Raw genomic sequence first — 23,976 nt, 5'->3', positions numbered from 1 at the left:
CCGGCACGTCAACCCCCGCCCCGGTGTCGGGACCGCTGCCTAGCATCGACCCATGGCACAGGCGAATGATGACCGTGAGATGCTCGGCGCCACCGACGACGGCGACACCGCCGCCGAGAAGGACCCGTCGACGTGGGTCACCGGCGACGAGCCGATGACCGCTCCCCAGCGCAGCTACCTCGACACCCTGGCGCGTGAGGCGGGCGAGGAGATTCCCGCTGACATCAGCAAGGCCGAGGCCTCGGAGCAGATCGATCGGCTGCAGCAGGAGACCGGGCGCTCACCGCAGTGAGCGCCTTGCCGCCCGCGTATCGTGGGCGGCATGATCGCGGAGCACGGGGAGACGTCGGCCGGGCTCGACATCCGGCCACTGGCGACCGTGGACGACGCGGTCGTCGCGAGTGAGGTGCTCGCGCGCGTGTGGGGCGGTGATCGCGCCGCGATGCCGCCGCAGCTGCTGCGCGCGATGGCCCATGCCGGGTCGTACACCGTGGGCATCTGGCGCGAAGCCGAGATGGTCGGTGCTTCGGTGGCTTTCTTCGGAGCGCCGCCCGAGCGCACGATGCACTCCCACATCACCGGCGTCCTGCCGGAGCATCAGGGGCGGGGCGTCGGTCGGCTGCTGAAGCAGCACCAGCGCGAATGGGCGCTCGCCCGCGATGTCGGCACGATCACCTGGACCTTCGATCCGCTCGTGCGTCGCAATGCCCACTTCAACTTCCGTGTTCTCGGCGTGCGCGCCGTCGAGTACCTGGTGAACCACTACGGCGCGATGGATGACGGCGTCAACCGCGGCGACGAGACGGACCGCATCCTCGTCGCGTGGGCGATCGCCTCGGCTCCCGCCCTCACTCCGCCCGATGACAGCGTCGTCGCCGCCGTGGAGGTGCCCGCCGACATCGAGACGCTCCGCCGCAGCGACCCCATTGCCGCGAGCGCCTGGCGTCTCCGGGTGCGCGAGCAGCTGCTGGCGCATCTGGCCGACGGGCTCGTCATCGGTGGGTTCGACGACGCCCGCGGCTACCTCCTCGTGCGTCCTTGACCGGCAGGCGCCCAACCGGTGGGACGAGGAGCCGGCTCAGTCTTCTTCCGGGACCTGCGGGCCCCCCGGCCGCACCTCGGCGTCGTCGCGCACGTCGATCCGCGTGATGCCGTCGTGCTCGGTGATCTCGATCCGCGGAGCCGCGTCGTCTTCCGTGGCCGCCGGCGCCGAGGTCAGCTGGTCGTGCCGCTTCTCCTCGGGGGTCATCTCGTCCGCTCCCGACATCAGATCCTCCATTCGTCGCTGTTCAGATGGGAGCCCGCCTGCGGTCCCATCTGAAGCATCCCACCGTCGACCACCCAGCTCGCGCCCGTCACATAGCTTGAGGCCGGCGAGGCGAGGAACGCGACCACCGCGGCGACCTCCTCGGGCGCACCCGGACGAGCCAGCGGGATGCCGGCGCGGTGGGTCTGCTCGGCGTCGCCGGCCTCCATGTCGTTGATCGGCGTCGCGATCTCGCCGGGTGCTACGGCGTTCGCGGTGATGCCGTGCGCTCCGAGCTCCTGCGCCATGACCTTCAGCAGGCCACCGAGGCCGTGCTTGGCGGCGACATACGGGGCGGACTCCACGCGCGGCTGATGCTCGTGCACGCTCGTGACGGCGATCAGGCGGCCGCCGGTGCGCTGCGTCGCCATCCTGCGAGCAGCCGCCTGCAGGGCGAGGAACGCGCCGTCGAGGTTGAGCGAGACGATGCTGCGCCACGTCGCCAGGTCGAGATCGAGGAACGGGCCCCCGTTGCCGCCGCCGGAGTTGTTCACGAAGACGTCGAGGCCGCCGAGCTCGTCGGCCATGCTGTCGATGTCGGCTTCCACCCGGTCGAGATCGGTCGCGTCGAACTGCCGCACATGCGCGCGGCGGCCGCGATCCCGCACACCCCGCGCGGTCTCCTCCGCACCGTCCTGGTCGCTGTGCCAGGTCACGACGACGTCGAGACCCGCGTCGGCGAGCGCCAGCGCGGTGGCCGCGCCGATGCCCGAGTCCGAGCCGGTCACGATCGCGCGTCGAGGATGGAATGTCGTCTGCATGGTGCCGACGCTACGACCCGAATCCGACGCGGGAGAGGGGCTTTACAGGCGTCCTGCCTGGCGTTAGACGCCGAACGCTCGACGACCGTCTGCGGTACCTCGCTAACGTGGGGGGATGCCGGTCACCCGCCCCGCAGCATCCGTCGACCTCGACGGATTCGAGCTGCGCGTGCTGCACATCCCGCTCGTCTCGCCGTTCACGACGTCGTTCGGCACCGAGACGGTTCGCGAGGTGATCGTCGTGCGCGCTCTCGCCGACGGGGTCGAGGGATGGGGTGAGATCGTCACGCAGCAGGCGCCGCTGTACTCGAGCGAGTACACCCAGGGCGCGTGGGATGTCGCGACGCGCTTCCTCATCCCGGCGCTGCTGGCCGAGCGAACCATCGCGCCGGAGCGGATCGCGAGCGTGCTCGAGCCCTTCGTCGGGCACCGGATGGCCAAGGCGGGGCTCGAGCTCGCCGTGCTCGACGCCGCCCTGCGGGGCGAAGGGCGTTCGTTCGGGTCCTACGCCGGTGCGGTCGCCGACCGGGTGCCCTCCGGGGTGTCGGTCGGCATTCAGCGCGACCCCACCGCCCTCGTCGAGACCGTTCGCGGATACCTCGACGACGGCTACGTGCGCATCAAGATCAAGATCAAACCCGGTCGCGACATCGACGACACCGCCGCGGTGCGCGAGGCGTTCGGCTCGATCCCCCTGCAGGTCGACGCCAACTCGGCCTACACCCTGGCCGACACGGACACCCTCGCGCAGCTCGACCGGTTCGACCTGCTGCTCATCGAGCAGCCGCTGCAGGAGGACGACCTGGTGGATCACGCCACCCTCGCCGGCAGCCTGTCGACGCCGGTCTGCCTCGACGAGTCGATCACCTCGCGCAAGGCCGCCGCCGACGCGCTCGCGCTCGGGTCGGCCGCGATCGTGAACATCAAGGCCGGGCGCGTGGGTGGCTATCTCGAGGCGATCGCCATCCACGACCTGTGCCGCGACGCCGACGTGCCGGTGTGGTGCGGCGGCATGCTCGAGACCGGCATCGGCCGGGCGGCGAACGCCGCGCTCGCCGCTCTGCCGGGCTTCACCCTTCCCGGTGACGTCTCCGCCGCTGACCGGTTCTACGCCCGCGACATCGTGACCGAACCCGCCGTGCTCGACGACGGGCACGTGCGCGTGCCGACCGGACCGGGCCTCGGTGTCGATATCGACCCCGATGCTCTCGACGCGTTCACCGTCGAGAAGGCCGTCATCCGCCCCTGACCCGGGCCCGGCCCGCCGCCCTCTTCCCGCTGCTTCGAGAGGATTTCCCTCCCCGAGAGGACGGATTCGCGAGCAGGATCCTCTGGAACGGCGATGTCCTCCCGAGGAGGGAGCGGCGGGCGTAGCGTGAGCGCATGCGAGGGGCGGCGCGGATGCGTGTGAGGCGACGCGCGCTGGTCGCGGCGTTCGCGCTCGCGGTGCTGACGGGGTGCGCCGGCGGCCCGACGGACGGATCCGGCGGGAGCGGCGAGCCGGAGCTGCGGGCGGCCCTGATCCAGCTGCGCGCGGACGTGGCGGAGCGGCACGCGCAGGTGCGAGTGGAGAACCTCTCCGGGGCAGCCGTGCGGATCGGTGAGGTCGCCGTCGTCGATCCGCGGTTCGTGGCGGATGCGGTCCGGCTCGTGGACCGGGGGAGCACGGTTCCCGCCGGGGGATCCATCGACATCCGGGTGCAGCTGCCTGCGGTCACGTGCGATATCGCATCGAGTGCGGATCCGTCGGTGCGCCTCGAGCTCATCGCCGACGGCACCTCTCGCGGCGTCACTCTTCCGATCGCGGATCCGCTCGGGTTCGCCGGTCCCCTCCACGACCGGGAGTGCCGGGCCGAGGCGCTCGCCGCCGCGGCCGACATCGCGTTCACGGGGTTCTCGCCGTCACCCTCGGGCGAACCGGCGCTGTTGCACATGGAGATCGTTGCGGTGGGCGACGGCGAGGCGGAAGTGACCGCGGTCCAGCAGACCAACCTGCTCACCTTCGGCGACGCCACCATCGACGGCGTGCTCCCGATCGGGGTGCTCGTGCAGCCGGGGAAGGAACCCACGACCCTCGACCTGCCGGTCGTCCCCACCCGCTGCGACGCTCACGCGGTGCAAGAGGACAAACGCGGCACGATCTTCGATGTGCGGGTCTCGGTGGCAGGGGAGTCCGGCGAGGTCGAGCTCTTCGTCGGCGACGCGCTGCGCGGCCGCATCCTCACGTGGGTCGCCGACTGGTGCGGGTTCAGCGAAAGCTGACCCCGCCGGCGGCCGTGAGCGGCGTGAACAACACAGGAGATTCGCGGGCCGGACGGCGCGTCAGGCGCCGTGACGAGCCCATGGCGCGCGGATCTCCTGTGTTGTCGACGGCGAAGGTGTCAGAGCTCGCCGCGCTCGCGGGCCTCGCGCCGTGTCAGCGGCTCGTCGCCGGCCGGTTCGTCACCGTCGGCCCAGGGGGCGTGGTGGGCGCGCTCGAGCTTGGCGCCCTCGACGTCGACGTTCGGGATGATCCGGTCGAGCCATCGGGGCAGCCACCAGGCCGAGCGGCCGAGCAGGTGCATGAGCGCGGGCATGAGCAGCATTCGCACGACGAAGGCGTCGAGCAGCACACCGAAGGCGAGACCGAACCCGATCGAGCGGATCATGGTCGACTCGGCGAAGATGAACCCGCCGAACACCGAGACCATGATCAGGCCCGCCGCCGTGACCACGGCGCGGCCGGCGCGAAGCCCCCGCATCACGGCGAGGCGGGCAGGGGCGCCGTGGACGAACGCCTCCCGCATGCCGGAGGACAGGAACAGCTGGTAGTCCATGGCGAGGCCGAAGAGGATGCCCACGAGCAGCACCGGCAGGAAGCTCAGGATGGGGCCGGTCGCGTGCAGGCCGATGATGTCGGCGCCCCAGCCCCACTGGAACACCGCGACGGTCGCGCCGTAGGTGGCGAACAGCGACAGGATGAACCCGCCCGTCGCGATGATCGGCACGAGCAGCGACCGGAACACCACGATCATGATGATCAGGGACAGTCCGACGACGACCGCGATGTACAGCGGCAGCACCGCGGCGAGGTTCTCGGAGATGTCGATGTTGATGGCGGCCTGGCCGGCCACGCCGAGTGCGTATTCGCCGTCGACGGGGGGCAGGGTGCGCAGGTCGCGCACGAGCTCCTCGGTCGACACCGAGCTCGGCCCGTCTTCGGGCACCACCTGGAACGCCGCCAGGGTGCCGTCATCCGATACGGCGATCGGTGCGACGGCGACGACGCCGTCGAGGTCGGACAGGGCGGTGGCGATGTCGAGCTGCGCCTGCAGCTCGGCCGTGTCGTCGAGGTCGCCGGGCAGCGTCGCCGATACGAGCAGCGTGCCGTTGACGCCGGCGCCGAACGCCTCCTCGGTGAGCGTGTACGCCTGGTAGGCGTACGACTCTTCGGGCTCGCTCGAGCCGTCGGGCAGTCCGACGCGCATCGACAGGGCCGGGATGGCGATCACCAGCAGCGCGATGATCGCACCGGCCGCCGTGAGCACGGCTCGCCACGTGCCCATGGGGGCGGCGCCGGAATCCTCGTGGTGGACGGTGCCGACCTTCGCCCGGGCGCGCCGGTTCAGCACGCGGGGACCGATGAGCCCGAGCAGCGCGGGCGTGAGCGTGACGGCGATCAGCACGGCGATGAGCACAGCGAACGCGCCGACGGTTCCCATGAGCCCGAGGAAGGGGATGCCGGTGATGTTCAGCGCCAGCAGCGCGATGATGACGGTGGAGCCGGCGAAGGTGACCGCGTTTCCCGCGGTGCCGTTGGCGAGTCCGATGGATTCGCGCATCTCCGCGCCCTCGAGCAGCTGTTTGCGGTGGCGGTTGATGATGAACAGCGAGTAGTCGATGCCGACCGCCAGCCCGAGCATGATGCCGAGCACCGGCGTGACGCTCGACATGTCCAGCACGCCGGACAGGGACAGGGCGGCAAGCACCGCGATGCCTACGCCGACGAGAGCGGTGACGATGGGCAGCGCTGCGGCGATGACCGTGCCGAGCATGACCAGCAGCACGACCGCGGCGATCGCGAGGCCCGCGATCTCTCCGACGCCGATCAGGTTCGGAACCGACTGGGCGAGGGTCGACGAGAAGGCGTACTCGACGCCGTCGATCGGATTCGCCTCGACGTAGGAGATCACGGCCTCCTTCGATGCGGCGTCGAGCTCCAGCAGCGGCACGTCGAACGAGACGTTCACCAGCGCGGTCGCGCCGTCCTCGGACACGACGCGGATGCCGTCCGAGAGCGCGAGCAGATCGGCGCCGAGCTCGAGCTGCTCCGCGCCCTCGACGAGATCGGCGCGACCCTCGTCGAGCTCGGCCTGCTGCGCGGCGATCTCCTCGCGGGCCGCGGCGAGCTGCTCCTGCTGGGCGTCGAGCTCGGCCTGCTGCGCATCGAGCGCGGCGATCTGCTCGGCGGGTGCGCCGGCGGCTTCGGCCTGTTCGCGAGCGGCGTCGAGCTGCTCGTGCCCGGCGTCGAGCTGCTCCTGCCCGGCTTCGAGGTCGTCGAGCGCGGCATCCAGCTGCTCCTGGCCGGCGTCGAGCTGCTCCTGGCCGTCCTCGATCTCGGCGCGACCGTCGACGATCTCCTGTTCGCGGTCCGCGCGCTCCTGCTCGGTCTCGAAGGGATCGACGACCTGCGCGACGTCGGGAAGGTCGGAGAGCCCCTCGGCGACGGCGGCGATGTCGGCCTGCTGGTCGGCGGTGAGGGCCTCGCCGTCCTCGGCGTGGTAGACGACCTGACCCGATGCGCCGGCATAATCCGGCAGCTCCTCGGCCAGCTCGTCGATCACCTCGCCCGATGCGGTGCCGGGCACGTCGAAGCTCGTCGCGAGGGTGCCGAAGCCGACGGCGAACGCGCCGCCGGCGAGCCCCAGGACCGCCGCCCACGCGACGATCACGATCCACGCGCGCTTCGCGGAGGCCTTGCCGAGCCGGTACAGCAGTTCTGCCATGATCACCTTTCGTGGCGGATGCGATCGGGAGCGACGACAGCATACGATACGAACCGTCTCGTAACCTGGATCGAGGATGACCGTGACAGACCGACGAGGTGGTGCGCCCCGCAGCGAGGCGGCGCGGCTGGCGATCCTCCGCGCGACGGCGCGGCTGTTCCTGGAGAAGGGCTTCGCGCAGCTGAGCATCGAGGGCATCGCCGCCGAGGCGGCCGTCGGCAAGCAGACGATCTACCGGTGGTGGCCGACCAAGAGCGACCTGGTCGCCGAGGCGCTCATCGAGGGCATGCTCATGCCCGAGCAGGTGGTGCCCCGCTTCGACGGCACGCTGCGCGACGACCTCGCACGGTGGATGCGCACGGTGCTGGCGTTCGTCGACGACCCGGAGCACGACGAGATGCTGAAGTCGCTCGTCGCCGCCGGCACGATCAACCCCGCCATCGGCGAGCGCGTGCGCGACAACCTCGGCGCCGACGCCGACCTCGTGCGACGACTCGAGCAGGGGGTGTCCGACGGAGAGCTTCCCGCGGAGGCCCCCATCGCGTCGATCGTGGAGCTTCTCATCGGTGCGATCGTGCTGCGGATCGTCGCACGCTCCGACGCCGACGACGGCGAAGCCGAACGCCTCGTCGACATCGTGCTCGGCCGGTACGCGCCCGGCCGCGCGTGAGCGCGACGGTGCGGTCGGCATCCGCTCATTAGAATCGGGGGATGCCGGCGTCGCCGGTTCCGCGCGATCGGCGCACACACCCCCAGAACGACCATTGGAGCCACCGTGGCCGAGCAGTCCCGTCTCGACAAAGTCATCGCCCTCGCCCGTCATCGCGGGTTCGTGTTCCAAGCGGGTGAGATCTACGGCGGGTCGCGGTCGGCATGGGACTATGGTCCCCTCGGCACGGAGCTGAAGGAGAACATCCGCCGCCAGTGGTGGCAGACCTTCGTGCGCGGCCGCGGCGACATGGTGGGGCTGGACTCCTCGATCATCCTCCCCAAGCGCGTGTGGGAGGCTTCTGGTCACGTGGCGACCTTCACCGACCCCCTGGTCGAGTGCCTGCAGTGCCACAAGCGCTTCCGCGCCGACAACCTCATCGAGGACTTCGAGGCGCGCAAGGGGCGCCCCGCCGAGAACGGCCTCGCCGACGTGCCGTGCCCGAATTGCGGCACCAAGGGGCGCTACACCGAGCCCAAGGCGTTTTCGGGCCTGGTCAAGACCTACCTCGGGGTCGTCGACGACGAGTCGGGCCTGCACTTCCTGCGCCCCGAGACGGCGCAGGGCATCTTCGTGAACTTCTCCAACGTGCTCACCGCCAGCCGCAAGAAGCCGCCGTTCGGCATCGGCCAGGTCGGCAAGGCGTTCCGCAACGAGATCACGCCGGGCAACTTCATCTTCCGCACCCGCGAGTTCGAGCAGATGGAGATCGAGTTCTTCACGGCTCCCGACGAGGCCGGCGAGTGGTTCGACCACTGGGTCGAGGCCTGCTGGAACTGGTTCATCGACCTCGGCGTGAGCGCCGACAACATGCGCCGGTTCGACGTGCCCGAGGAGGATCGCGCGCACTACTCCGCCGGCACGATCGACGTCGAGTACCGCTTCGGCTTCCCCGGCAAGGAATGGGGCGAGCTGATGGGTGTCGCCAACCGCACCGACTACGACCTGAAGAGCCACACCGAGGCGTCGGGACAGAGCCTGACGTTCTTCGACCAGGCCTCGGGTGAGAAGTACATCCCGTACGTCATCGAGCCGTCGTTCGGCCTGACCCGCGCGATGATGGCGTTCCTCGTCGACGCCTACCGCGAGGAGGAGGCGCCGAACGCCAAGGGCGGCACCGACACCCGCACGGTGCTGGGACTCGACCCGCGCCTGGCGCCGGTGAAGGTCGCGGTGCTGCCGCTGTCGCGCAACGAGAAGCTGTCGCCGCTGGCCCGCGAGGTCGCCGACCGCGTGCGCGCCCACGGCTGGAACACCGACTTCGACGACGCCGGCGCGATCGGTCGCCGCTATCGCCGCCAGGACGAGATCGGCACGCCGCTGTGCGTGACGGTCGACTTCGACTCGCTCGACGACCGCGCCGTCACGGTGCGCGACCGCGACACGATGGCGCAGGAGCGCGTCGCGCTCGACCAGCTCGACGCCTACCTCGCCGAGCGCCTCCGCGGCGCCTGACCGGCGGGTTCGCGTCAGTCGATGACGGTGATCTGCGCGTACTCGCCGCCGCCGCCCTCGGTGTAGGCGAGCGAGCGTTCCAGGATGCCGCGCAGCACGGCGTCATCGATCTGCTCGAGGTCCTTGATGTAGAGGCAGCCGACGCCGCTGGTGTGCGGGCCGAGATCGGCGAGGGCCCGCGCGTGAGCCTCGATCGAGTCGAGGTAGATCGTCGAGGCGGCCTTCCGCGGAGCGAAGGCCATGACGGGCATGTCGCCCTCGTTGCCGGTGGGGTAGCGGTAGTGGCAGCTGCCGAATCCGACGATCGTGCCCCACAGCTCGGGTTCGCGTCCGCTGATCTCGCGCATCATGTCGACGAGGGCGTGCGCGTCGCGCTGCCGCTTCGCCGGGACGACCTCCGCGATGAACGCCGCCACGCTTCCTCCGGTCTTCTTCACTTCTTCGCCTCCGCCTTCATCGCGCGCTTGTACTCCCGCACCCTCGTCAGCGACTCGGGGGATGTGATGTCGGCGACGCTCCGATACGAGCCCTCCTCGCCGTAGGATCCTGCGGCCTCACGCCAGCCGGCGCCGTCGTAGCCGTACTGCTTGCCGAGCAGCGCGAGGAAGATCTTCGCCTTCTGGTCGCCGAAGCCCGGTAGGGCCTTCAGGCGCTTCAGCACCGTCGCGCCATCGGGGTCGTCCTGCGTCCACAGTGCTGCGGCGTCGCCTCCCCAGTCGTCGGCGATGGTGCGGCAGAGCGCCTGCACGCGTCCGGCCATCGACCCGGGGAAGCGGTGCACCGCGGGCGGCTGCGAGAAGGCCGCGGCGAAGTCATCCGGATCGACGGCGGCCAGTGCCGCCGCGTCCGTCGTGCCGAGGCGCTGCTGGATCTTCAGTGGACCCGCGAAGGCGACTTCCATGGCCACCTGCTGATCGAGCAGCATCCCGATGAGGAGGGCGAGCGGGTCGTCGGAGAGCAGCCGGTCGGCGGCCGCGTCGTCGGTGATGCGAAGGTCCATGAACACAGTGTGACAGCGGCCTCGGGCACCGGGCCACATCGTCCGACCCCCCTTCCGCACCTTTCGAATGGGGTGATATCATGGCGATATGGGTGAGGCATTGCGGGACCGGCGCGAGCGAGCGGGGCTCAGCCAGGCACAGCTCGCCACGCGCACCGGTGTGGCGCAACCCAATATCGCCGCCTACGAGTCCGGCCGCCGGAAGCCGTCGGCGGCCATGCTCGATCGTCTGCAGGCCGCCATGCGCCCCTTGCCACATGAGGCGCTCGAGCAGAATCGCGAGAGAATCAAGGAGCTCGCCGCGGACTACGGACTGAGCAACGTTCGCGTCTTCGGATCCGCCATCAACGGCACAGATACGACGGACAGCGATCTCGATCTCCTCGTCACCCGGTCGTCCTCCGTCGGACTGTTGGCGATCGCCGAGTTCACGATCGCCGCTGAAGAGATGCTCGGCGTTCCTGTCGATGTCGTCACCGACGGCGCGCTTCCCCTCGACCATCCGATCCTCCGGTCAGCGGTGGCGGCGTGAAGGAGCGGGACCGGTGGGCGCTACGTGAGATCGTGCGATTGTGCGACGACGGCACACGACTCGCCGCGCGAGGCCGCGATTGGTACCTCTCGGACGATCTGAATACGCCGGGGCTCGCGGCCGAGTCGATCATCATCAAGATCGGTGAGAACGTTGCACGGTTGAGCGACGAGACGCTCCTCGCGAACCCGCAGGTCCCCTGGTCGAGCATCAAGCGAATGCGCGATCGGCTGGCGCACCACTATGAGGCGACGGATTACGACGCGGTGTGGGCGACGATCAACGTCGACCTGCCTCGCGTCGGCGCGGCAGTCAGGCCGCTCCTCGGCGACGTGACCGGTGACTGAACACCGTGTGACAGCGACCGTCGCGGCGTGAGACTTCTTTCATCTGGTCTTCCCGCGTCGAGGGGGCGGGTATTTTCGTATCGTTGTTTTTCGGATGCGTCCGAGTTGGGTCGGACGGAACGAGAGGTTGGGGGCGACATGAAGTTCGCGATGGGAGCAGACACCCTCGGGGTGCTGACGAAGTCCACGTCGGGATCGAGCGACGATCTGCAGGTGCTGGTGCGCCAGCTCTTCGAAGCGGCCGAGCCGCTCGAGGGGCGATTCCAGGGCGCGGGCCGGGCGGCGTTCGACCGCTTCAAGTCGCGCACCGATGTGATCTCGACCGAGCTGAAGGCATCCCTCGACGGCGTGCTCGGGGGCATCGGCGGCATGAACCGGTCCTTCCTCGAGGGGGAGGGCGCCATGGTCGACAGCACATCGAGCCTCGAAGGCGGCGCCTCGTTCGATGCCGCACGCTTCGGCGGACGGTGAGGGGCGGCATCATGGTGAATCAGAACGACCGCCGCGACTACGACATCGCGGCCTCGCAGAACGCGCAGGACAACTTCAACCGCGTCGCCGCGCAGCTCGAGGCGGTCATCGATCAGCACGACCGCGACGTGGCCGCCGCGATGGCCGACTACACCGCCGAGGGCGTGTCCGAAGACTACCGCGCCAAGGAGCAGCGGTGGAAGGCGGCCGCCGGCGAGGTGCGCACGATCATCACCACGCTGCGCACGTCGCTCGAGCGCAACGACGAGACGGCGCAGGAAGCGCTGCGCAAGGCGCGCGCGGCCGTCGAATCCATCGGCTGACCGGGTCGTCACGCACGTGACCACCTGGAGCATCGACCCGTCCGGCGTCGCCGGGGTCCTCACCGACGTGAACCCGCACGCCGAAGCCCTCGGCGAGGCGTTGAACGCGCTCGGAGCGCCTTTGGGCGCCGCCGTCACGGCCACGCAGTCCGGCGCGATCGCCGAGGCCGTGCAGTCCTACTTCGACACCGTCGAGTCGCCCCGTATCCAGGGCATGAGCGCCCGCATCAGCGCCGCCACCAGCGGTGTCGTGTCAGCGACCGAGGCCTACGTCACCGGAGACCTCACGATGGCCGCCGACGCGCAGGCAGCGAGCGTCGCCGCGATCACGCCCGCCTCCCTGCTGCTCGGGGCCGACTGATGCCGGCGGCGATCGACCCGGAACAGATCCCGGGCAGAGATCTCGACCCCGAGGCGATCGAGACCAACGCGGCGACGGTCACCTCGCTCGCGGGCACCGTGCGCGACACCGGCTCGCAGGTGCAGCTGTCGTGGCAGCGCATGGCCGGCGTCTACGAGGCCCCCGAGTCGGCGACCCTGCTGGGGCTGATGGATCCGGTCTCGAGCCAGGCGACCGCATCCGGCGACGGCATCGAGACGGTCGGCGGCGCGCTCACCGCCTTCGCCGCCGACGTGCGCCCGATCAAGGCGGAGCTGGATGCGCTGCGCCTGGAGGCGCAGACGTTCGCCGCCGAGATCTCCGGTGGCGTGAGCGTGCGCGAGCTGAACCCGGCCTGGGTGAGCACGCAGGGCTACCAGGGGTCGTGGAACGCGTACGGCGCGTACTCGTCGTCGTCGACGGGCGGCACCGCCACCGCGACGGAGGTCTCCCAGTACCGCACCGTCACGAAGGAGTGGCATGAGGTGCAGGAGTACGTCGACCGCAACAACGATCTGATCGCACGGGTCAATGCGCAGCAGGTGCTCCTGTGGGAGGCCGAGCGCACGTGCGCGAATGCGATCCGCGCGCTGTACTGCGCCGCGCCGTTGCGGGCGGCCACGAGCGAGGATGACGCGCTCGCCTACGGCATCGACGAGATCCCGGCCGGCACCGAGATGCCGTGGGGCGCCGAGGTGGAGCGCACCGAGGGGTGCGGCGAGGCGACCGTCAACGTCGTCTTCAAGGACTTCCTGTGGGAGGGCATCGCCGTCGGCGGCGTGTGGGGGACCGTCGAGGGCCTCGGCACGCTCGTGCTCGGCTACGACCCGTCGACGGGCGACTTCTTCTCCGGCGACGCCTACGGAGCGGCGTGGGGCAGCCTCGGTTCCCTCGCGCTGAGCGGGGTGATCGCGGCGACGCCGCCGCTGAACGTCCTGTTCGCGGTCGATGACGGGATGCGGCAGTTCGGCGGCGACGGATTCCTCCCGGACGAGGTCGCCGAGTTCAAGGACGGCCTGGACGAGACCGCGAAGAACACCGGCAAGGCGCTCATCGCATGGGACAAATGGGCGGATGACCCCGGCACGGCCCTCGGTGAGTCGGTCTTCAACGTCGGCACGATCCTCATTCCCGGCGGCGCCGCCGTCGCGGGTGTCAAGACGGCGGGCACGGCCGCGTCCGTGCTGTCGAAGATGGCGCGGTTCACCGACCTGATCGACCCGGGTGCATGGGCGGTGAACGGCGCGGTGCGCGTGGGCGGCCACGCCTTCTCCGGCGTCGGCGACCTCGCGGCGCGACTGGATTCACCGACCTTCAGCGGCCTCGACGTCGTCGACCTCGGCGACGATCTCGGCCAGCCGGCCGTGCTGCGCGCCGACACCGGCCAGACGGCGATGACCGCCCTCGTCGACGAGCTGGGCATCCACCCGGACGCGATCGTGGCGCGCGTCGACGACGGTGTGCCCGTGCTGGAGGCCCCCGGCGTACGGGTCGAGCTGCCCGAGGGTGCGTTCGGTGACGCGGCCCAGGCCGGTGATGACGTCGACCACCTGAGCGATACCGGCGATCCGGGCGCACCCGATCTCTCGGCGGACGAGCGCTATTCCCAAGCGATGGCAGTCGTCTCGGAGGGCGCGGTCACGTTCGCCGACGACGCAGCGGCGATCGAGTACGGACGAGCGGAATGGGCAGGAGTCGCCGACTCTCTGCCAGAGGATGTCGCGGATGCCGTCTACGATTACACGCGCGAAGTCCCCGGGGACTCCGGCATCACCTATCGCGAGATCAATGGCTCACTCCGTGGAGGGCCGATGAGCGAGGAGATCGCCCAACACGTGAGCAGGATTGATGAGGCGATGCGGGCGCATCCGCTGACCGAGGACGTCGTCGTGACCCGGGGGACGGGGACGGCGCACTGGTCGGTGCTTCCGCAGGATGCGGCGGGGACGACGTTCGATGAGAGCGCCTACCTCTCGACCTCGTTGGGGGACGCTGCAGATGCTTTCAGCGGGCAGGACGCGGTGCTTCATCTCCGTGTGCCAGAGGGCACGCCGGCTCTGTGGGTCGAAGCCGTTTCTGATTTCGGGGCGACGGAGCGGGAGCTCCTTCTCGGACGCGACCTCCGTTGGACGGCCGAAGACACGGTCTTCCGTGATGGACAATGGCATGTGTTCGGAAGCGTGGCGAAGTGATGGACGTCGACGACGTGCAGGGCCGGGCGGTCGCAGGTCCGCCCCGGTACAACGCCGCCCCGGCGGGGGCGGTGAAGGCTGCTGCTGTCGTTCGTGATGGGGCGACGGTCGGGTATCTCTACCTCGGGGTGGATGATGATGACTCCGCCGGCCTCGTCGCCACGCGTGCCGGAGACTTCCAGCCCGAGGGGTCGGGCTACTGGCTCACGAGGCTGCGCGACCTCAAGCAACGGGGAGTGCCCGCCTCTGCAGCCATCGAAGGGCTCCTCGGCGTCGAAGGGCCTGCACCCGCCGGAAGAGTCTCTCCCACCCTTGAGGAGTACCCCTCGAAGGCGGATCTGGAACGCTTCGTCAATCCGGAGAGCACGTCATCGTCACGCAGAGTGCGCTCGGCGTCACCTTCGCGTGACGAGATCGACGCCGCTCTCAGCGGGAAAGCGCCGATGACACCACCCATCCGCGATCGGGTCGCGCAGCTGGACGATGCTCTGGCGCGGAAGCCGACGCCGGAGGCGATCGTCGTGACGTTGACGGACAGGGGAGATGAGCGCTTCTCCCCGGGGCAGAGCATCCGCGAGTCGGGTTATCTCACGGCTCGGCTTCTGCCGGTGGACCGGACGGTCCCCGGGGTGCGATCGGTGGTCAGGTTGCGCGTGCCTCCAGGGATACCGGCTCTTTTCCAGCCGCCGCGTCAGCAGGGAGATTCGGGGATCCTTCTTCTCGCTCGGGGGATCGAGTGGCTCGTCGACGACGTGATTGATCTCCCGGGTCAGACAGCAGTCGTGGGACACGTGATCGAGGTGAGCCCGACGCGATGACGCGCGCGCCCGTCTGTTGTCCCAGCCTCAGAGCAGGGGATCGTGGTCGATGCGCGCGCCGAGCGATTCGGCGAGGGTGTCGAGCACGGCGATGCCGATGAGGCCGCCCGGCGTCCACGGGGTGTAGGCGTCGGTCCAGAACGCCGGCGTCGGCAGCGCGTCGAGCTTCCACCCTGGCCGCAGGCGTCGCGCCTCGGCGAGGCCGGCGAGCGGTCGGGGGCGCAGCACGGTGAGGACGAGGTCGCCGTCGGCGGAGACCGTCAGCGCCGCACCGGCATCGAGCGGCTGCAGCACGAAGTCCGGCGATTCCCCGGTGGCGCCGAGGCGGTCGCGCACGATGGCGACGGCGCGAGCGACGGCGTCCGCCCCGACCGGCTCCGGAGAGACGAGTGTCGAGCTACGAGGCATCCGGCTGCTCCCGTCGGCGGCGGCGCAGCGGCGGCGCATCGGTGGGTGGCGGTGTCTCGGTGGGAGACGGCTTCTGGGTCGGCGTCGGCGCGGGAGCGGCATCCGCCGGTGTCGGCGCGAAGTGCGCCACCTGCACGAGGGCGGCGTGGCGGCCGCGGCGCGCGATGCGCCCACGGCCGGCGATCATCGGCTCGGCGTAGAGCTTGGGCAGCAGCTGCCCCTCGGCCCGATCGCCCGACATGACGAGTGTCGTGCCGCCGGTGTCGCGGATGCCCTGCAGGGCGAGGTCGAACATCGCCCGCGACGCGCCCGCGACCGGGCGGCTGACGACGACGTTCAGGCGCAGGTCGCGCGCCGACGCCAGATACGGCAGCAACGGCCGCAGCGGCTCGACGCCGCCGGCGGCCAGCACGTCGAAGTCGTCGGCGACCACGAGGATGCGCGGTCCGGTGCCCGGCCCCTCGACCTGACGCTTCTCCAGCTCCTGCGCGATCGACTCCGCCAGCTGCCGGGCCATGCGCCCCGTCTTGGCATGCCCGCCGAGGTAGGCGTCGGGCACATCGTCGACGAGTTCCCCGCGGGTGTCCATGAGGGCGACGACGATCTCCTCCGGCGAGTGACGGTCGATCGCCCCGTGCACGATCCCGCGCAGCACCGTCGTCTTGCCGCAGCGACTGTCGCCGAGCACGAGCAGATGCGGATCGGTCGCGCCCAGCTCCAGCAGCTCCGGCTCCATCGTGTCCTGCCGCAGCCCGACCGGGATCGCGTCGGGTTCGGCGAAGGCGTCGGGCAGCTCGGCGGGGGCGAGATCGTCGGGCAGCAGGCGGATGGGCGCGGCCCCGGGCCCGCCCCACTCGGCCGCGCTGCGACGAGCGAGCGCCTCCAGCGCCTCGCCGACGTCGGCGGCGTCGACGTCGTCGAGCAGTGGCAGCGCCACCTGGGCGAGCAGCTTGTCGTCGGTGAGGATGCGACCGGGTTCGTCGGCGCGGAGGGTCGCGGAGAGCTTGCGCGCGATCTGCGAGTCGGCCGGGTCGTTCAGCCGCAGCTCGAGACGCGTGCCCACGAGGCTCTGCGCGTTCATCCGCAGCTCGTTGAATCGGGTCAGGGCGACGACCACGTGGATGCCGAAGCTTCCGCCGCGCTCCAGCAGCTGCGAGACGGCGCCGTCGAGGTCTTCGAAGTCGCCTCTCAGCGCGCCGAACCCGTCGATCAGCAGCACGACATCGGCCGAGGGGAGCTGCGGCAGGCGCCCGGCGGCATGGGCGGCGCGCATCTCCGCCAGCGAATCGAGGCCGTGATCGCGGAAGACGTGTTCGCGCACTGCGACCATCGCTGTGAGCTCCTCGACGAGCCGCTGGAGGCGTTCGCGGTGGCCGCGCGTGGCGATGCCGCCGACGTGCGGGAAGTGCTCCAGCCGTGACAGCCCCCCGCCGGTGAGGTCCATGCCGTAGATGCTCACCTCGCGGGGCGTGTGGGTGAGCGCGAGGGATGCCGCCAGCGTGCGCAGGAACGTCGATCGACCCGACTGCGGAGCGCCGGTGACCGCGACGTGCCCGCCGCTGCGCGAGAGATCGAGGTGCCAGGGCTCCTGGCGCTGTCGCGCGGGCTCGTCGATCACGCCGATCGGCGCCCGCAGGGTGCGATGCTCGTCGGCGCGGGAGAGCACGCTGCCGAGCGTGACCCGGGGCGGGAGCGGCGACAGCCACACCGGACGCGTGCGCTCGACGCCCTGCGCGAGCCGCGATGCGGCGACCTGCACGAGGGTGCGGCCCGTGGCGGGGCGATCCGGCTCGGTCGGCAGTTCGATCTCGGACTCTTCGGCGCCGGACGAGACGACGTCGTATGCGGGGAGCTCGCGGGCACGCGGAGCATCCACCACCTCCGGACCGTCGGAGGCGACCAGCTCCGGAACGGGACCCGAGACGAAGCCGGCGCGGAACCGCGTGTAGACCGAGGTATCGACCTTGAGGTAGCCGTAACCGGGGATGGCCGGCAGATGGAACGCGTCGGGGGTGTCGAGCACGACCGCGCTCTCCGACTCCGAGAACGTACGCAGGCCGATTCGGTACGACAGGTAGGTGTCGAGGCCCCGCAGCCGGCCCCCCTCGATGCGCTGACTCGACAGCAGCAGGTGCACGCCGATCGAGCGGCCGATGCGTCCGATCGTCAGCAGGAGCTCGACGAAGTCGGGCTCGGCGGTCAGGAGCTCGCCGAACTCGTCGATGACCAGGAACAGGTGCGGCAACGGCGGCAGGTCGGGGCGAGCCTCACGCAGCTGCCGGTAGTGCCCGATGGATGCGGCGTTGTCGGCCTCTTTGAGCAGGCGCTGGCGACGCACGACTTCGCCGTTGATGCTCGCGCGAGCGCGTTCGGTCAGCTGCGGGTCGTCGGCGAGGTTGTCGATGATGCCGGCCACGTGCGGGAGCCGGGCGAACGGGGCGAACGCGGCACCGCCCTTGTAGTCCACGAGGATCATCGACAGGTCGTCGGGGGAGTGGCTGAGAGCGAGTCCGAGGACGAGGGTGCGCAGCAGTTCGCTCTTGCCCGACCCGGTCGCGCCGATGCAGATGCCGTGTGGGCCCATGCCCAGCTGCGCGGACTCCTTGAGGTCGAGCATCACCGGCACGCCGCGGTCGTCGACCCCGATCGGCACGCGCAGGAAGTCAGCCGCCGACCTCGGCGTCCAGGCGGTGGTCGGCTCGAGCTGCTCGACGTCGCCGACGCCGAGCAGCTCGGTGACGTCGGGCACGTCGCCCGACTGCGCGTCGACCGCGCTCGTACGGGTCAGCCGCAGCGGGGCGAGCGGGCGGGCCACCGCCTCCAGCAGGGCCGTGCCGACCGCATCCACCGTCACGCCGCCGATCGTTTCGGTGCCTGCGCCGGGCGACTCGATCGTGGCGTCGTCGGCGTGTGCGGTGAGCCGGATCGAGACGGTGGCCGGCTCCTTCAGGCGATCGTCGACGAGATGCACGACGGTCACGCCGATGTCGGTGTAGTCCAGGGTCGCGTCGAGCCGGGGAAGGGTCGGCGCGGCGTCGGTGTCGGCATCCACGAACACGATGAGTCGCGCCGGCTTGCGGCGGCGCCCGGCACGTCGGGCGGCGGATGCGGTCGCGAGGCGGTCGCGCAGTTCGCCGCCGATGATCTGGAACAGGTCGGGCAGGCTCGGCGCGATGCGACGCACGCTGCCGGTCGCGGAATCGGCGGCAGCCGCCTGCACGTGCGGCAGCAGATCGAGTCCGCGCCACTGGCCGCGACGCTCGGCCGGCACGACGAGGGCCAGCTGCACGTCGTCGGGGGAGTGCAGCGCGGCGATCTGCGCGACGAGGGCGCGCGCGGCCGAGACGGTCAGGTCGCGATCCCCGACGAGCGAGACCTGGCCGCCGCGCTCCAGATCGATCACCGACGGCAGGGACGGAACGATCCCCGACAGGCGCACGAGCCTGTCGGCCGCGCCCTTCATGATCGGGTCGAACGGCTGCACCGGGTTCTGCTCGTCGGGCAGCCGCACCGGAAGCGCCCGCACGTCGGCCAGCCCCACCCGCACGCGCAGGAAGTCGGCGTCTCCCGGGCGACGTTCCCACCGCCGCGCGGCGTTCCCGGTCAGCTCGATGAGCGCCTGAGGATCCGGATGCTGCCGCCACATCGCCGTGCGGTGCTCGGCGGCACGCTCGGCCAGCCGGGCACGCGTGGTCTCGAGGTAGTCCAGGTACCGCTCTCGCTGCACCCGCCGCTGCCGAGCGGCGTTGCCCCGCGCGGTGAAGGCCATCGTGACGCCGCCGACGAGGGCGACCACGAGGATGACCGCGCCCACGACCACCATGATCGGGTTGTTGCGCAGCAGCACGATCATGGTGATCGACGACAGGCTGCCCACGATGGGAAGAAGCGACTGGATCGGGAACCCGCCCGCCGCTTCGGACATCGGCGGCGGTGGGGCCAGCACCAGCTCATCGGGGGCCTCGACCGGCTCGGTGATGCGGGCCGGACGGTGCACGATGCGGGTCGTCACGAGCGGTCTCCGGCCATCAGGTCGGCGCCGAGACCGAGCAGGGCGACGCGGGTGGCGAAACGCCGCGGTGCGGCGTCGCGGGTGAGATCGCCGTCGTGCGGGATGACGCTCACCGACGTCTCCTTCCGGGCGGCCACGATGCGTCCCGCTGTGCCGGTGCCGCCGCGGTCGACGAGCGCGACGACGACCCGCGGGCTCTCCGGCAGGGCCGACAGCCCCGGGGCGAGCGACACGGCGGCCTCCGCCGACGCGCGGTCGGCGTCGGCGACCAGCAGGACGGTGTCGCCGAGCGCCGCGCAGGGTGCCAGGTCGGTGGCGGGATGCCGCCGGCCGAAGTCCGTGACGACGACGTCGAAGAAGCGCGAGATCGGAGCGGCTTCGTCGAGCCACGCACCGACCGGGTCGGTGGCAGCGGCCGCGGGGGCGAGGCCGCGCGCACCCTCGAGCACGCGGGCGAGGTGCGCGGTCGCCTCGGCGCTCGTGCGGGGCGGTGCCGTGCGTGCGCGGTCGGGGTGGAGCCGCCAGTGCGCGGCCAGTGCGCCGTCCTCTGCGGCGTCGACGGCGAGCACGCGATCGCCGCGCGCCGCGGCGACGATCCGCACCAGGTGACGGGTGAGGGTGGTCGCGCCGGCCCCCGCTCCGAGCGAGATGACGCCGATCCGTCGGGCCGTCGACAGCGGCGTGGAGATCTCGCGCTGCCACTGCGGCAGCAGGGGGCGCCATCGTGCGGCACCGCCGAACAGCGCGGCCGGCAGCGGCGACAGGCGCGTCACGATCCGCCCCCGAACATGCCGAGCAGCTCCGCGTAGACGCCGAACACCCCGAACAGCAGCGGGAGGAGGGCGACCACGGCGAGCATCTCGAGGGCGTTGCCGAGTCCGCGGAGCCGAGCGCGGGTGTTCTCCCGCGGGGAGACCAGGGCGAGGACGGCGATCCCGGCGGCGGCGAGCAGGCACACGGCCACTCCCCACGCGCCGACGGGACCGCCGAGCAGGGCGAGCACCGCCGTCGCGCCGCCCAGCACGAGCGGCGACCAGAGCACCGCTGATGAGATCCGCAGCGGGAACGCCCGCGAGCGGAGCGCACCGGCGAGCGCGATCGCGAGGGCGAGCAGCGGACTCCACACCGGCGCGCCCAGGACGAGGGCCACGGTCGCGATCGTCGCGAACGCGCTCGTTATGGCCGTGCTCCACGTGAGCACGCTGTATGCGTCGTCGATGCGGTCTCGCGCCGTCGCGCGGTCGAGGCGCTCGCCCTCGGCGACGCGCTGATCGAGGCCCGTGAGGCCCGCGCTGCCCAGGGCGACCCACGGGAGCACGCCGGTGGCGAAGACCGCGACGACCCCGACCACCCCGACCGCTGCGGAGGTGCCGACACCCGCCACGAGCAGGGCGAGCACCAGAAGCGAGAGAAGGATCGCCATCACGCCGGCGGCGCCCGCGCCCACCCGCCGCAGACCGCCGCCGATCGCCACGGCGAGCACGGTGCCGAGCAGGGCGAGGCCCACCCCCGCTCCCGCGACCGCGGATGCGACCGGATCGACGTCACCCGAGACCTGCGCCGCGACGACGCCGGCGACGACGCCCGCGGGGAGGGCGCATCCGGCAGCCGCCGCCGCGACGAGCACGGCGGCGGACCGCATCCGCAGCAGTCCGAGCACCAGGGCGGCGGCGGTGACCACGACCGTGCCGCCGGCGAGCACGACCAGCGCGACCGTCGGTGAGGCGAACGGCGCGACGAGACCGGCGGTCGCGGTCGCGATCGCGGCGGCGACGCCGGCGAGTGCGAGGCGCGAGCGCTCGTCCCACCGGTCCGAGCGCCGCGCGTGCGCGTCGGTGGCGGCGTCGGTGAGATCGATGACGGCCGGAGGAGGCGGCGCGGCGTCGAGCCGCACGAGGGTCAGCGACGTGCCGTCGAGCAGGTCGAGCTCCTCGCTCGTGCGCGCGAGGTCGAGCTGCTCGCCGTCGGGGCGCACGAGCACGGCCGGGTGGGTAACGGTGCCGGTCGGCTCACCGAGCAGATCGAGGATGGTCGGCAGCACGACCCCGAGCGGCTCCGCCCGCGGCACGACGAGATCCGCACGGCGGGTGCGCCCGGCGACCGTGATGCGCGTGAACCCGGTCATCGGATCTCTCCTTCTGCGGTGGTCGAGGTGATGTCGGAATCGACGATCGACGCGGCATCGGCGCTGAGCAGCTGCGACACGTAGGACACCCCCACGCACGCGGCGCACGCGATCGCCGTGACGACGATCGACGCGATGAAGCGGCGCACGTTGTCGTTGACGGTGCGCCGTTCGTCGAGCGCGCCGTGGAGCAGGGCCGACCCCAGCCGCATCCGCTGGATCTTCGCCTGCTCGATGAGCACGACGTCACGCTGATCGGGCATCGTCTCCTCCTTCGGGGTCGGCTTCGCGCAGCGCCTGCGCGATCGCGGGATCGAGCTGAAGCAGCCGGGTCAGCGCGTCGGGCTCCGCGCCGCCGAGCACGCGGGCCAGGGTGTCCCAGCCGCCGCCTCGCGTGTCGCCGAGGCGAAACAGCAGCCCGGGCAGGCGCGGGCTCCCGACGCGTTCGCCGCCGGCATCGCGCACGACTGCGTCGGGCAGTCGGAGAGCGGCGACGGCGGGCGGCCCCAGCAGCAGAGCGAGCGGCTGCGGCGTCGCGGGGGCGCTGGCGCGGCGCGCGAGGTCGGGTGCCCCGATCGCCGCCATCGCCAGGGCGATCAGGGGCATGCCGTGACCGGCGGTCGCCCGCAGCGCGGCGGTCGCGTCGTCGGCGAGCGAACCGGCGCTGCGCGCGCCGGCGGAGCCTGCATCCACCCACGCCCGCGTGGTCTCCTCGAGACCCTCTCGGGTGCGCGCGATGCGGAGCGTCGCCAGCAGTGCCGTCTCGTCGGCGCGCCGGCCCGCCAGCGCCCACAGCGACTCGTCGGGCATGCGACGCCGTGTGCGCTCGGTCATGTCGTCGCGGCTCCATCGGGCTGCGAGCGGTTCGGTCGCGCCCCACGTCGCGAGGTCGATTCCGAGCGCGCCGGCGATGCCCTCCACGGCGCCGCCGAGACGCACGGGACGACTCACCCGGTGCCGCGTCGCGCCGGTGAACACGAGCTGCAGGTGCGATCGCACCGCACTCGCGAGGAAGCGCTCGTGAGCCGGACCGGGGGCGGAGCCCGTGAAGACGTCGCGGGGGGTCGCGAGCGGACGACCCGTGCGGGCGTCGAAGAAGGCTTCCTCGGTGCGCACCACCCAGGCTCCGCCCGTCGCCTCGAGCGCCGATGCCGCCGCCGGGGTCAGGCGGGTGTGGGCCGGCGTCACGACGAGCGTGCGCACCCCTTCGAGCGTCGCCCGGTGGAGCACGTCGCTGAGGCCGGTCCCGAGCGCGAGCACATCGCCGCGGTGCTCCCACGTGATGCACCCCGGCGAGACGGCGTCGACGAGGGGATGCGCCGCCCGCTCGCCCGTCGCATCGCCCGTCACGTCGGCAGACCGACGGTCAGGTCGCGGTCGCCGAGCTCCAGGCGTGCATCGGGTGGTAGCGGCGTGCGGTGGAACGGCACGAGCGGCACGCTGAGCTCGCCCCGCCGAACCGCGGTTCCGTTGAGCGAGCCGAGGTCGACCGCCCACACCTGCTCGCCGTCCCACTCCAGCCGCACGTGCGACTTCGACAGCGTGCGAGAGAGGTCGGGCCATTCGTAGGTGGCCGCGGGCGCGTCGGCGGGCGCCTCCGGATCGCGTCCGATGATCAGCGAGTCCGCGAGGGACAGCGTCTGGCCAGAGTCCAGGCGCACGGTGGCCGGTCGCACGAAGCGGCTGGGGCGGCGTGCGCGGTCGTTCACCTCGGGAAAGGCATACGGGGCGAACAGCGGCGACAGCGGGTCGCGGCCGCGGGAGAGATCCGTCGTGCGCAGGCGACGCCCGACCGCGGCGCCGATCAGGTCGCGCCCGGCCGGGGCGGCCGTCCGCACATCCACCGAGCGGGTGGATGCCACCGCGTGGCCGAGGCTCGATCCCCGCCGCGCGAGGAGCGCCACCCACACGACCAGCGCCGCTGCGGCCAGGAGCACGGCTGCGGCCGCAGCGCCGGGCGCGCCGATCACGGCGAGCACCACGCCGACGATCGCCGGGGCGACGACGGTGCTCGCGTCGACGGTCGTGCTCAGCGCCCGCTGCGATGACCGCGCCGGGACCGTGCCGACGAAGAGGTCCGTCGCGCGATCCCGTGCGGGGAGTTCCTGCAGATCCATCCGCCCCCTCCGGCGTGAAACCCTCCCATCCTAGGA

The 23,976-nt window shown here is 71.5% G+C and carries 25 protein-coding genes; 13 read left to right on the top strand and 12 right to left on the bottom strand.

All coding sequences use genetic code 11. The features are described 5' to 3' along the window. Positions 1 to 52 precede the first annotated feature (52 nt). Both IM777_RS15275 and IM777_RS15270 read left to right on the top strand, forming a co-directional pair. Positions 53 to 292 carry a DUF3072 domain-containing protein gene (locus IM777_RS15275; protein ID WP_071045187.1) on the top strand — a complete coding sequence of 80 codons (240 nt, stop codon included), beginning with the start codon at positions 53 to 55 and terminating at the stop codon, positions 290 to 292. Between the two features lie 30 nt (positions 293 to 322). Then, positions 323 to 1,042 carry a GNAT family N-acetyltransferase gene (locus IM777_RS15270; RefSeq protein WP_071045188.1) on the top strand — a complete coding sequence of 240 codons (720 nt, stop codon included), beginning with the start codon at positions 323 to 325 and terminating at the stop codon, positions 1,040 to 1,042. Between the two features lie 36 nt (positions 1,043 to 1,078). On the opposite strand, the gene IM777_RS15265 is transcribed toward IM777_RS15270, so the two are convergent. Beyond that, a complete protein-coding gene (locus IM777_RS15265) occupies positions 1,079 to 1,267 on the bottom strand; it encodes a multidrug transporter (protein ID WP_071045189.1) in 189 nt (62 codons plus the stop codon). Beyond that, on the bottom strand, positions 1,267 to 2,067 hold the full coding sequence (locus IM777_RS15260; RefSeq protein WP_194383953.1) for an SDR family oxidoreductase: 801 nt from the start codon (positions 2,065 to 2,067) through the stop codon (positions 1,267 to 1,269). Before IM777_RS15260 ends, IM777_RS15265 begins: the two co-directional genes overlap by 1 nt. A gap of 115 nt (positions 2,068 to 2,182) precedes the next feature. Here IM777_RS15260 and menC point away from each other — a divergent pair, with 115 nt between their 5' ends. Continuing rightward, positions 2,183 to 3,316, top strand: a complete 1,134-nt coding sequence (gene menC / locus IM777_RS15255) for an o-succinylbenzoate synthase (protein WP_194383952.1) — start codon at positions 2,183 to 2,185, stop codon at positions 3,314 to 3,316. Between the two features lie 134 nt (positions 3,317 to 3,450). Next, the gene (locus tag IM777_RS15250) at positions 3,451 to 4,329 is read left to right on the top strand and encodes a hypothetical protein (protein WP_194383951.1); all 879 of its coding nucleotides are present in this window, start codon (positions 3,451 to 3,453) and stop codon (positions 4,327 to 4,329) included. Between the two features lie 119 nt (positions 4,330 to 4,448). On the opposite strand, the gene IM777_RS15245 is transcribed toward IM777_RS15250, so the two are convergent. Next, positions 4,449 to 7,052 (bottom strand): MMPL family transporter, encoded by a 2,604-nt coding sequence (locus IM777_RS15245; RefSeq protein WP_194383950.1) that lies wholly within the window; start codon positions 7,050 to 7,052, stop codon positions 4,449 to 4,451. Positions 7,053 to 7,134: 82 nt separating this feature from the next. Between IM777_RS15245 and IM777_RS15240 the strand changes: the two genes are divergently transcribed. Together IM777_RS15240 and IM777_RS15235 are read left to right on the top strand one after the other, a co-directional pair. Further along, complete coding sequence (locus IM777_RS15240; RefSeq protein WP_194383949.1) at positions 7,135 to 7,722, top strand: TetR/AcrR family transcriptional regulator; 588 nt, start codon at positions 7,135 to 7,137, stop codon at positions 7,720 to 7,722. 105 nt (positions 7,723 to 7,827) lie between these two features. Then, entirely contained in the window at positions 7,828 to 9,216 is a 1,389-nt protein-coding gene (locus IM777_RS15235; RefSeq protein ID WP_194383948.1) for a glycine--tRNA ligase, read from the top strand. A gap of 14 nt (positions 9,217 to 9,230) precedes the next feature. Here IM777_RS15235 and IM777_RS15230 read toward each other — a convergent pair whose 3' ends face one another. Together IM777_RS15230 and IM777_RS15225 are read right to left on the bottom strand one after the other, a co-directional pair. Continuing rightward, a complete protein-coding gene (locus IM777_RS15230) occupies positions 9,231 to 9,653 on the bottom strand; it encodes a DUF1801 domain-containing protein (protein WP_194383947.1) in 423 nt (140 codons plus the stop codon). Continuing rightward, positions 9,650 to 10,216 (bottom strand): HhH-GPD-type base excision DNA repair protein, encoded by a 567-nt coding sequence (locus tag IM777_RS15225; RefSeq protein ID WP_194383946.1) that lies wholly within the window; start codon positions 10,214 to 10,216, stop codon positions 9,650 to 9,652. The genes IM777_RS15230 and IM777_RS15225 overlap by 4 nt, the downstream gene beginning before the upstream one ends. An 88-nt stretch (positions 10,217 to 10,304) precedes the next feature. Between IM777_RS15225 and IM777_RS15220 the strand changes: the two genes are divergently transcribed. The 7 genes from IM777_RS15220 (at position 10,305) to IM777_RS15190 (ending at position 15,278) form a co-directional block, all read left to right on the top strand. Then, positions 10,305 to 10,748 (top strand): helix-turn-helix domain-containing protein, encoded by a 444-nt coding sequence (locus IM777_RS15220; protein WP_194383945.1) that lies wholly within the window; start codon positions 10,305 to 10,307, stop codon positions 10,746 to 10,748. Further along, positions 10,745 to 11,095 carry a HepT-like ribonuclease domain-containing protein gene (locus tag IM777_RS15215; RefSeq protein WP_194383944.1) on the top strand — a complete coding sequence of 117 codons (351 nt, stop codon included), beginning with the start codon at positions 10,745 to 10,747 and terminating at the stop codon, positions 11,093 to 11,095. Before IM777_RS15220 ends, IM777_RS15215 begins: the two co-directional genes overlap by 4 nt. A gap of 138 nt (positions 11,096 to 11,233) precedes the next feature. Beyond that, positions 11,234 to 11,566 carry a hypothetical protein gene (locus IM777_RS15210; protein WP_194383943.1) on the top strand — a complete coding sequence of 111 codons (333 nt, stop codon included), beginning with the start codon at positions 11,234 to 11,236 and terminating at the stop codon, positions 11,564 to 11,566. A gap of 11 nt (positions 11,567 to 11,577) precedes the next feature. Then, on the top strand, positions 11,578 to 11,889 hold the full coding sequence (locus IM777_RS15205) for a pore-forming ESAT-6 family protein (protein ID WP_071045283.1): 312 nt from the start codon (positions 11,578 to 11,580) through the stop codon (positions 11,887 to 11,889). Between the two features lie 16 nt (positions 11,890 to 11,905). Further along, on the top strand, positions 11,906 to 12,250 hold the full coding sequence (locus IM777_RS15200) for a DUF6507 family protein (protein WP_194383942.1): 345 nt from the start codon (positions 11,906 to 11,908) through the stop codon (positions 12,248 to 12,250). Beyond that, the gene (locus IM777_RS15195) at positions 12,250 to 14,460 is read left to right on the top strand and encodes an ADP-ribosyltransferase (RefSeq protein ID WP_194383941.1); all 2,211 of its coding nucleotides are present in this window, start codon (positions 12,250 to 12,252) and stop codon (positions 14,458 to 14,460) included. The genes IM777_RS15200 and IM777_RS15195 overlap by 1 nt, the downstream gene beginning before the upstream one ends. Further along, positions 14,457 to 15,278, top strand: coding sequence for an ADP-ribosyltransferase family protein (locus tag IM777_RS15190; protein ID WP_194383940.1), 822 nt, complete (start codon positions 14,457 to 14,459; stop codon positions 15,276 to 15,278). Before IM777_RS15195 ends, IM777_RS15190 begins: the two co-directional genes overlap by 4 nt. 27 nt (positions 15,279 to 15,305) lie before the next feature. On the opposite strand, the gene IM777_RS15185 is transcribed toward IM777_RS15190, so the two are convergent. The 7 genes from IM777_RS15185 to IM777_RS15155 are packed head-to-tail and all read right to left on the bottom strand — an operon-like array spanning position 15,306 to position 23,940. After that, a complete protein-coding gene (locus tag IM777_RS15185) occupies positions 15,306 to 15,686 on the bottom strand; it encodes a hypothetical protein (protein ID WP_194383939.1) in 381 nt (126 codons plus the stop codon). Continuing rightward, positions 15,676 to 19,698: a type VII secretion protein EccCa gene (gene eccCa, locus IM777_RS15180; protein ID WP_194383938.1), complete on the bottom strand. Its 4,023-nt coding sequence runs from the start codon at positions 19,696 to 19,698 to the stop codon at positions 15,676 to 15,678. Before eccCa ends, IM777_RS15185 begins: the two co-directional genes overlap by 11 nt. Next, positions 19,695 to 20,471, bottom strand: a complete 777-nt coding sequence (locus IM777_RS15175; protein WP_194383937.1) for a hypothetical protein — start codon at positions 20,469 to 20,471, stop codon at positions 19,695 to 19,697. Before IM777_RS15175 ends, eccCa begins: the two co-directional genes overlap by 4 nt. Next, a complete protein-coding gene (locus IM777_RS15170; protein ID WP_194383936.1) occupies positions 20,468 to 21,823 on the bottom strand; it encodes an EsaB/YukD family protein in 1,356 nt (451 codons plus the stop codon). Before IM777_RS15170 ends, IM777_RS15175 begins: the two co-directional genes overlap by 4 nt. Then, a complete protein-coding gene (locus tag IM777_RS15165) occupies positions 21,820 to 22,086 on the bottom strand; it encodes a hypothetical protein (protein ID WP_194383935.1) in 267 nt (88 codons plus the stop codon). Before IM777_RS15165 ends, IM777_RS15170 begins: the two co-directional genes overlap by 4 nt. Continuing rightward, positions 22,070 to 23,173, bottom strand: a complete 1,104-nt coding sequence (locus tag IM777_RS15160) for a DUF6177 family protein (RefSeq protein ID WP_194383934.1) — start codon at positions 23,171 to 23,173, stop codon at positions 22,070 to 22,072. Before IM777_RS15160 ends, IM777_RS15165 begins: the two co-directional genes overlap by 17 nt. Next, positions 23,170 to 23,940: an FHA domain-containing protein gene (locus IM777_RS15155; RefSeq protein ID WP_194383933.1), complete on the bottom strand. Its 771-nt coding sequence runs from the start codon at positions 23,938 to 23,940 to the stop codon at positions 23,170 to 23,172. Before IM777_RS15155 ends, IM777_RS15160 begins: the two co-directional genes overlap by 4 nt. Between the last annotated feature and the right edge of the window lie 36 nt (positions 23,941 to 23,976).

It is taken from the genome of Microbacterium luteum, from assembly GCF_015277875.1.
GTDB lineage: Bacteria > Actinomycetota > Actinomycetes > Actinomycetales > Microbacteriaceae > Microbacterium > Microbacterium luteum.
The sequence above is the reverse complement of the archived record's forward strand: the minus strand, read 5'-3'. Positions and strand labels throughout refer to the sequence as shown.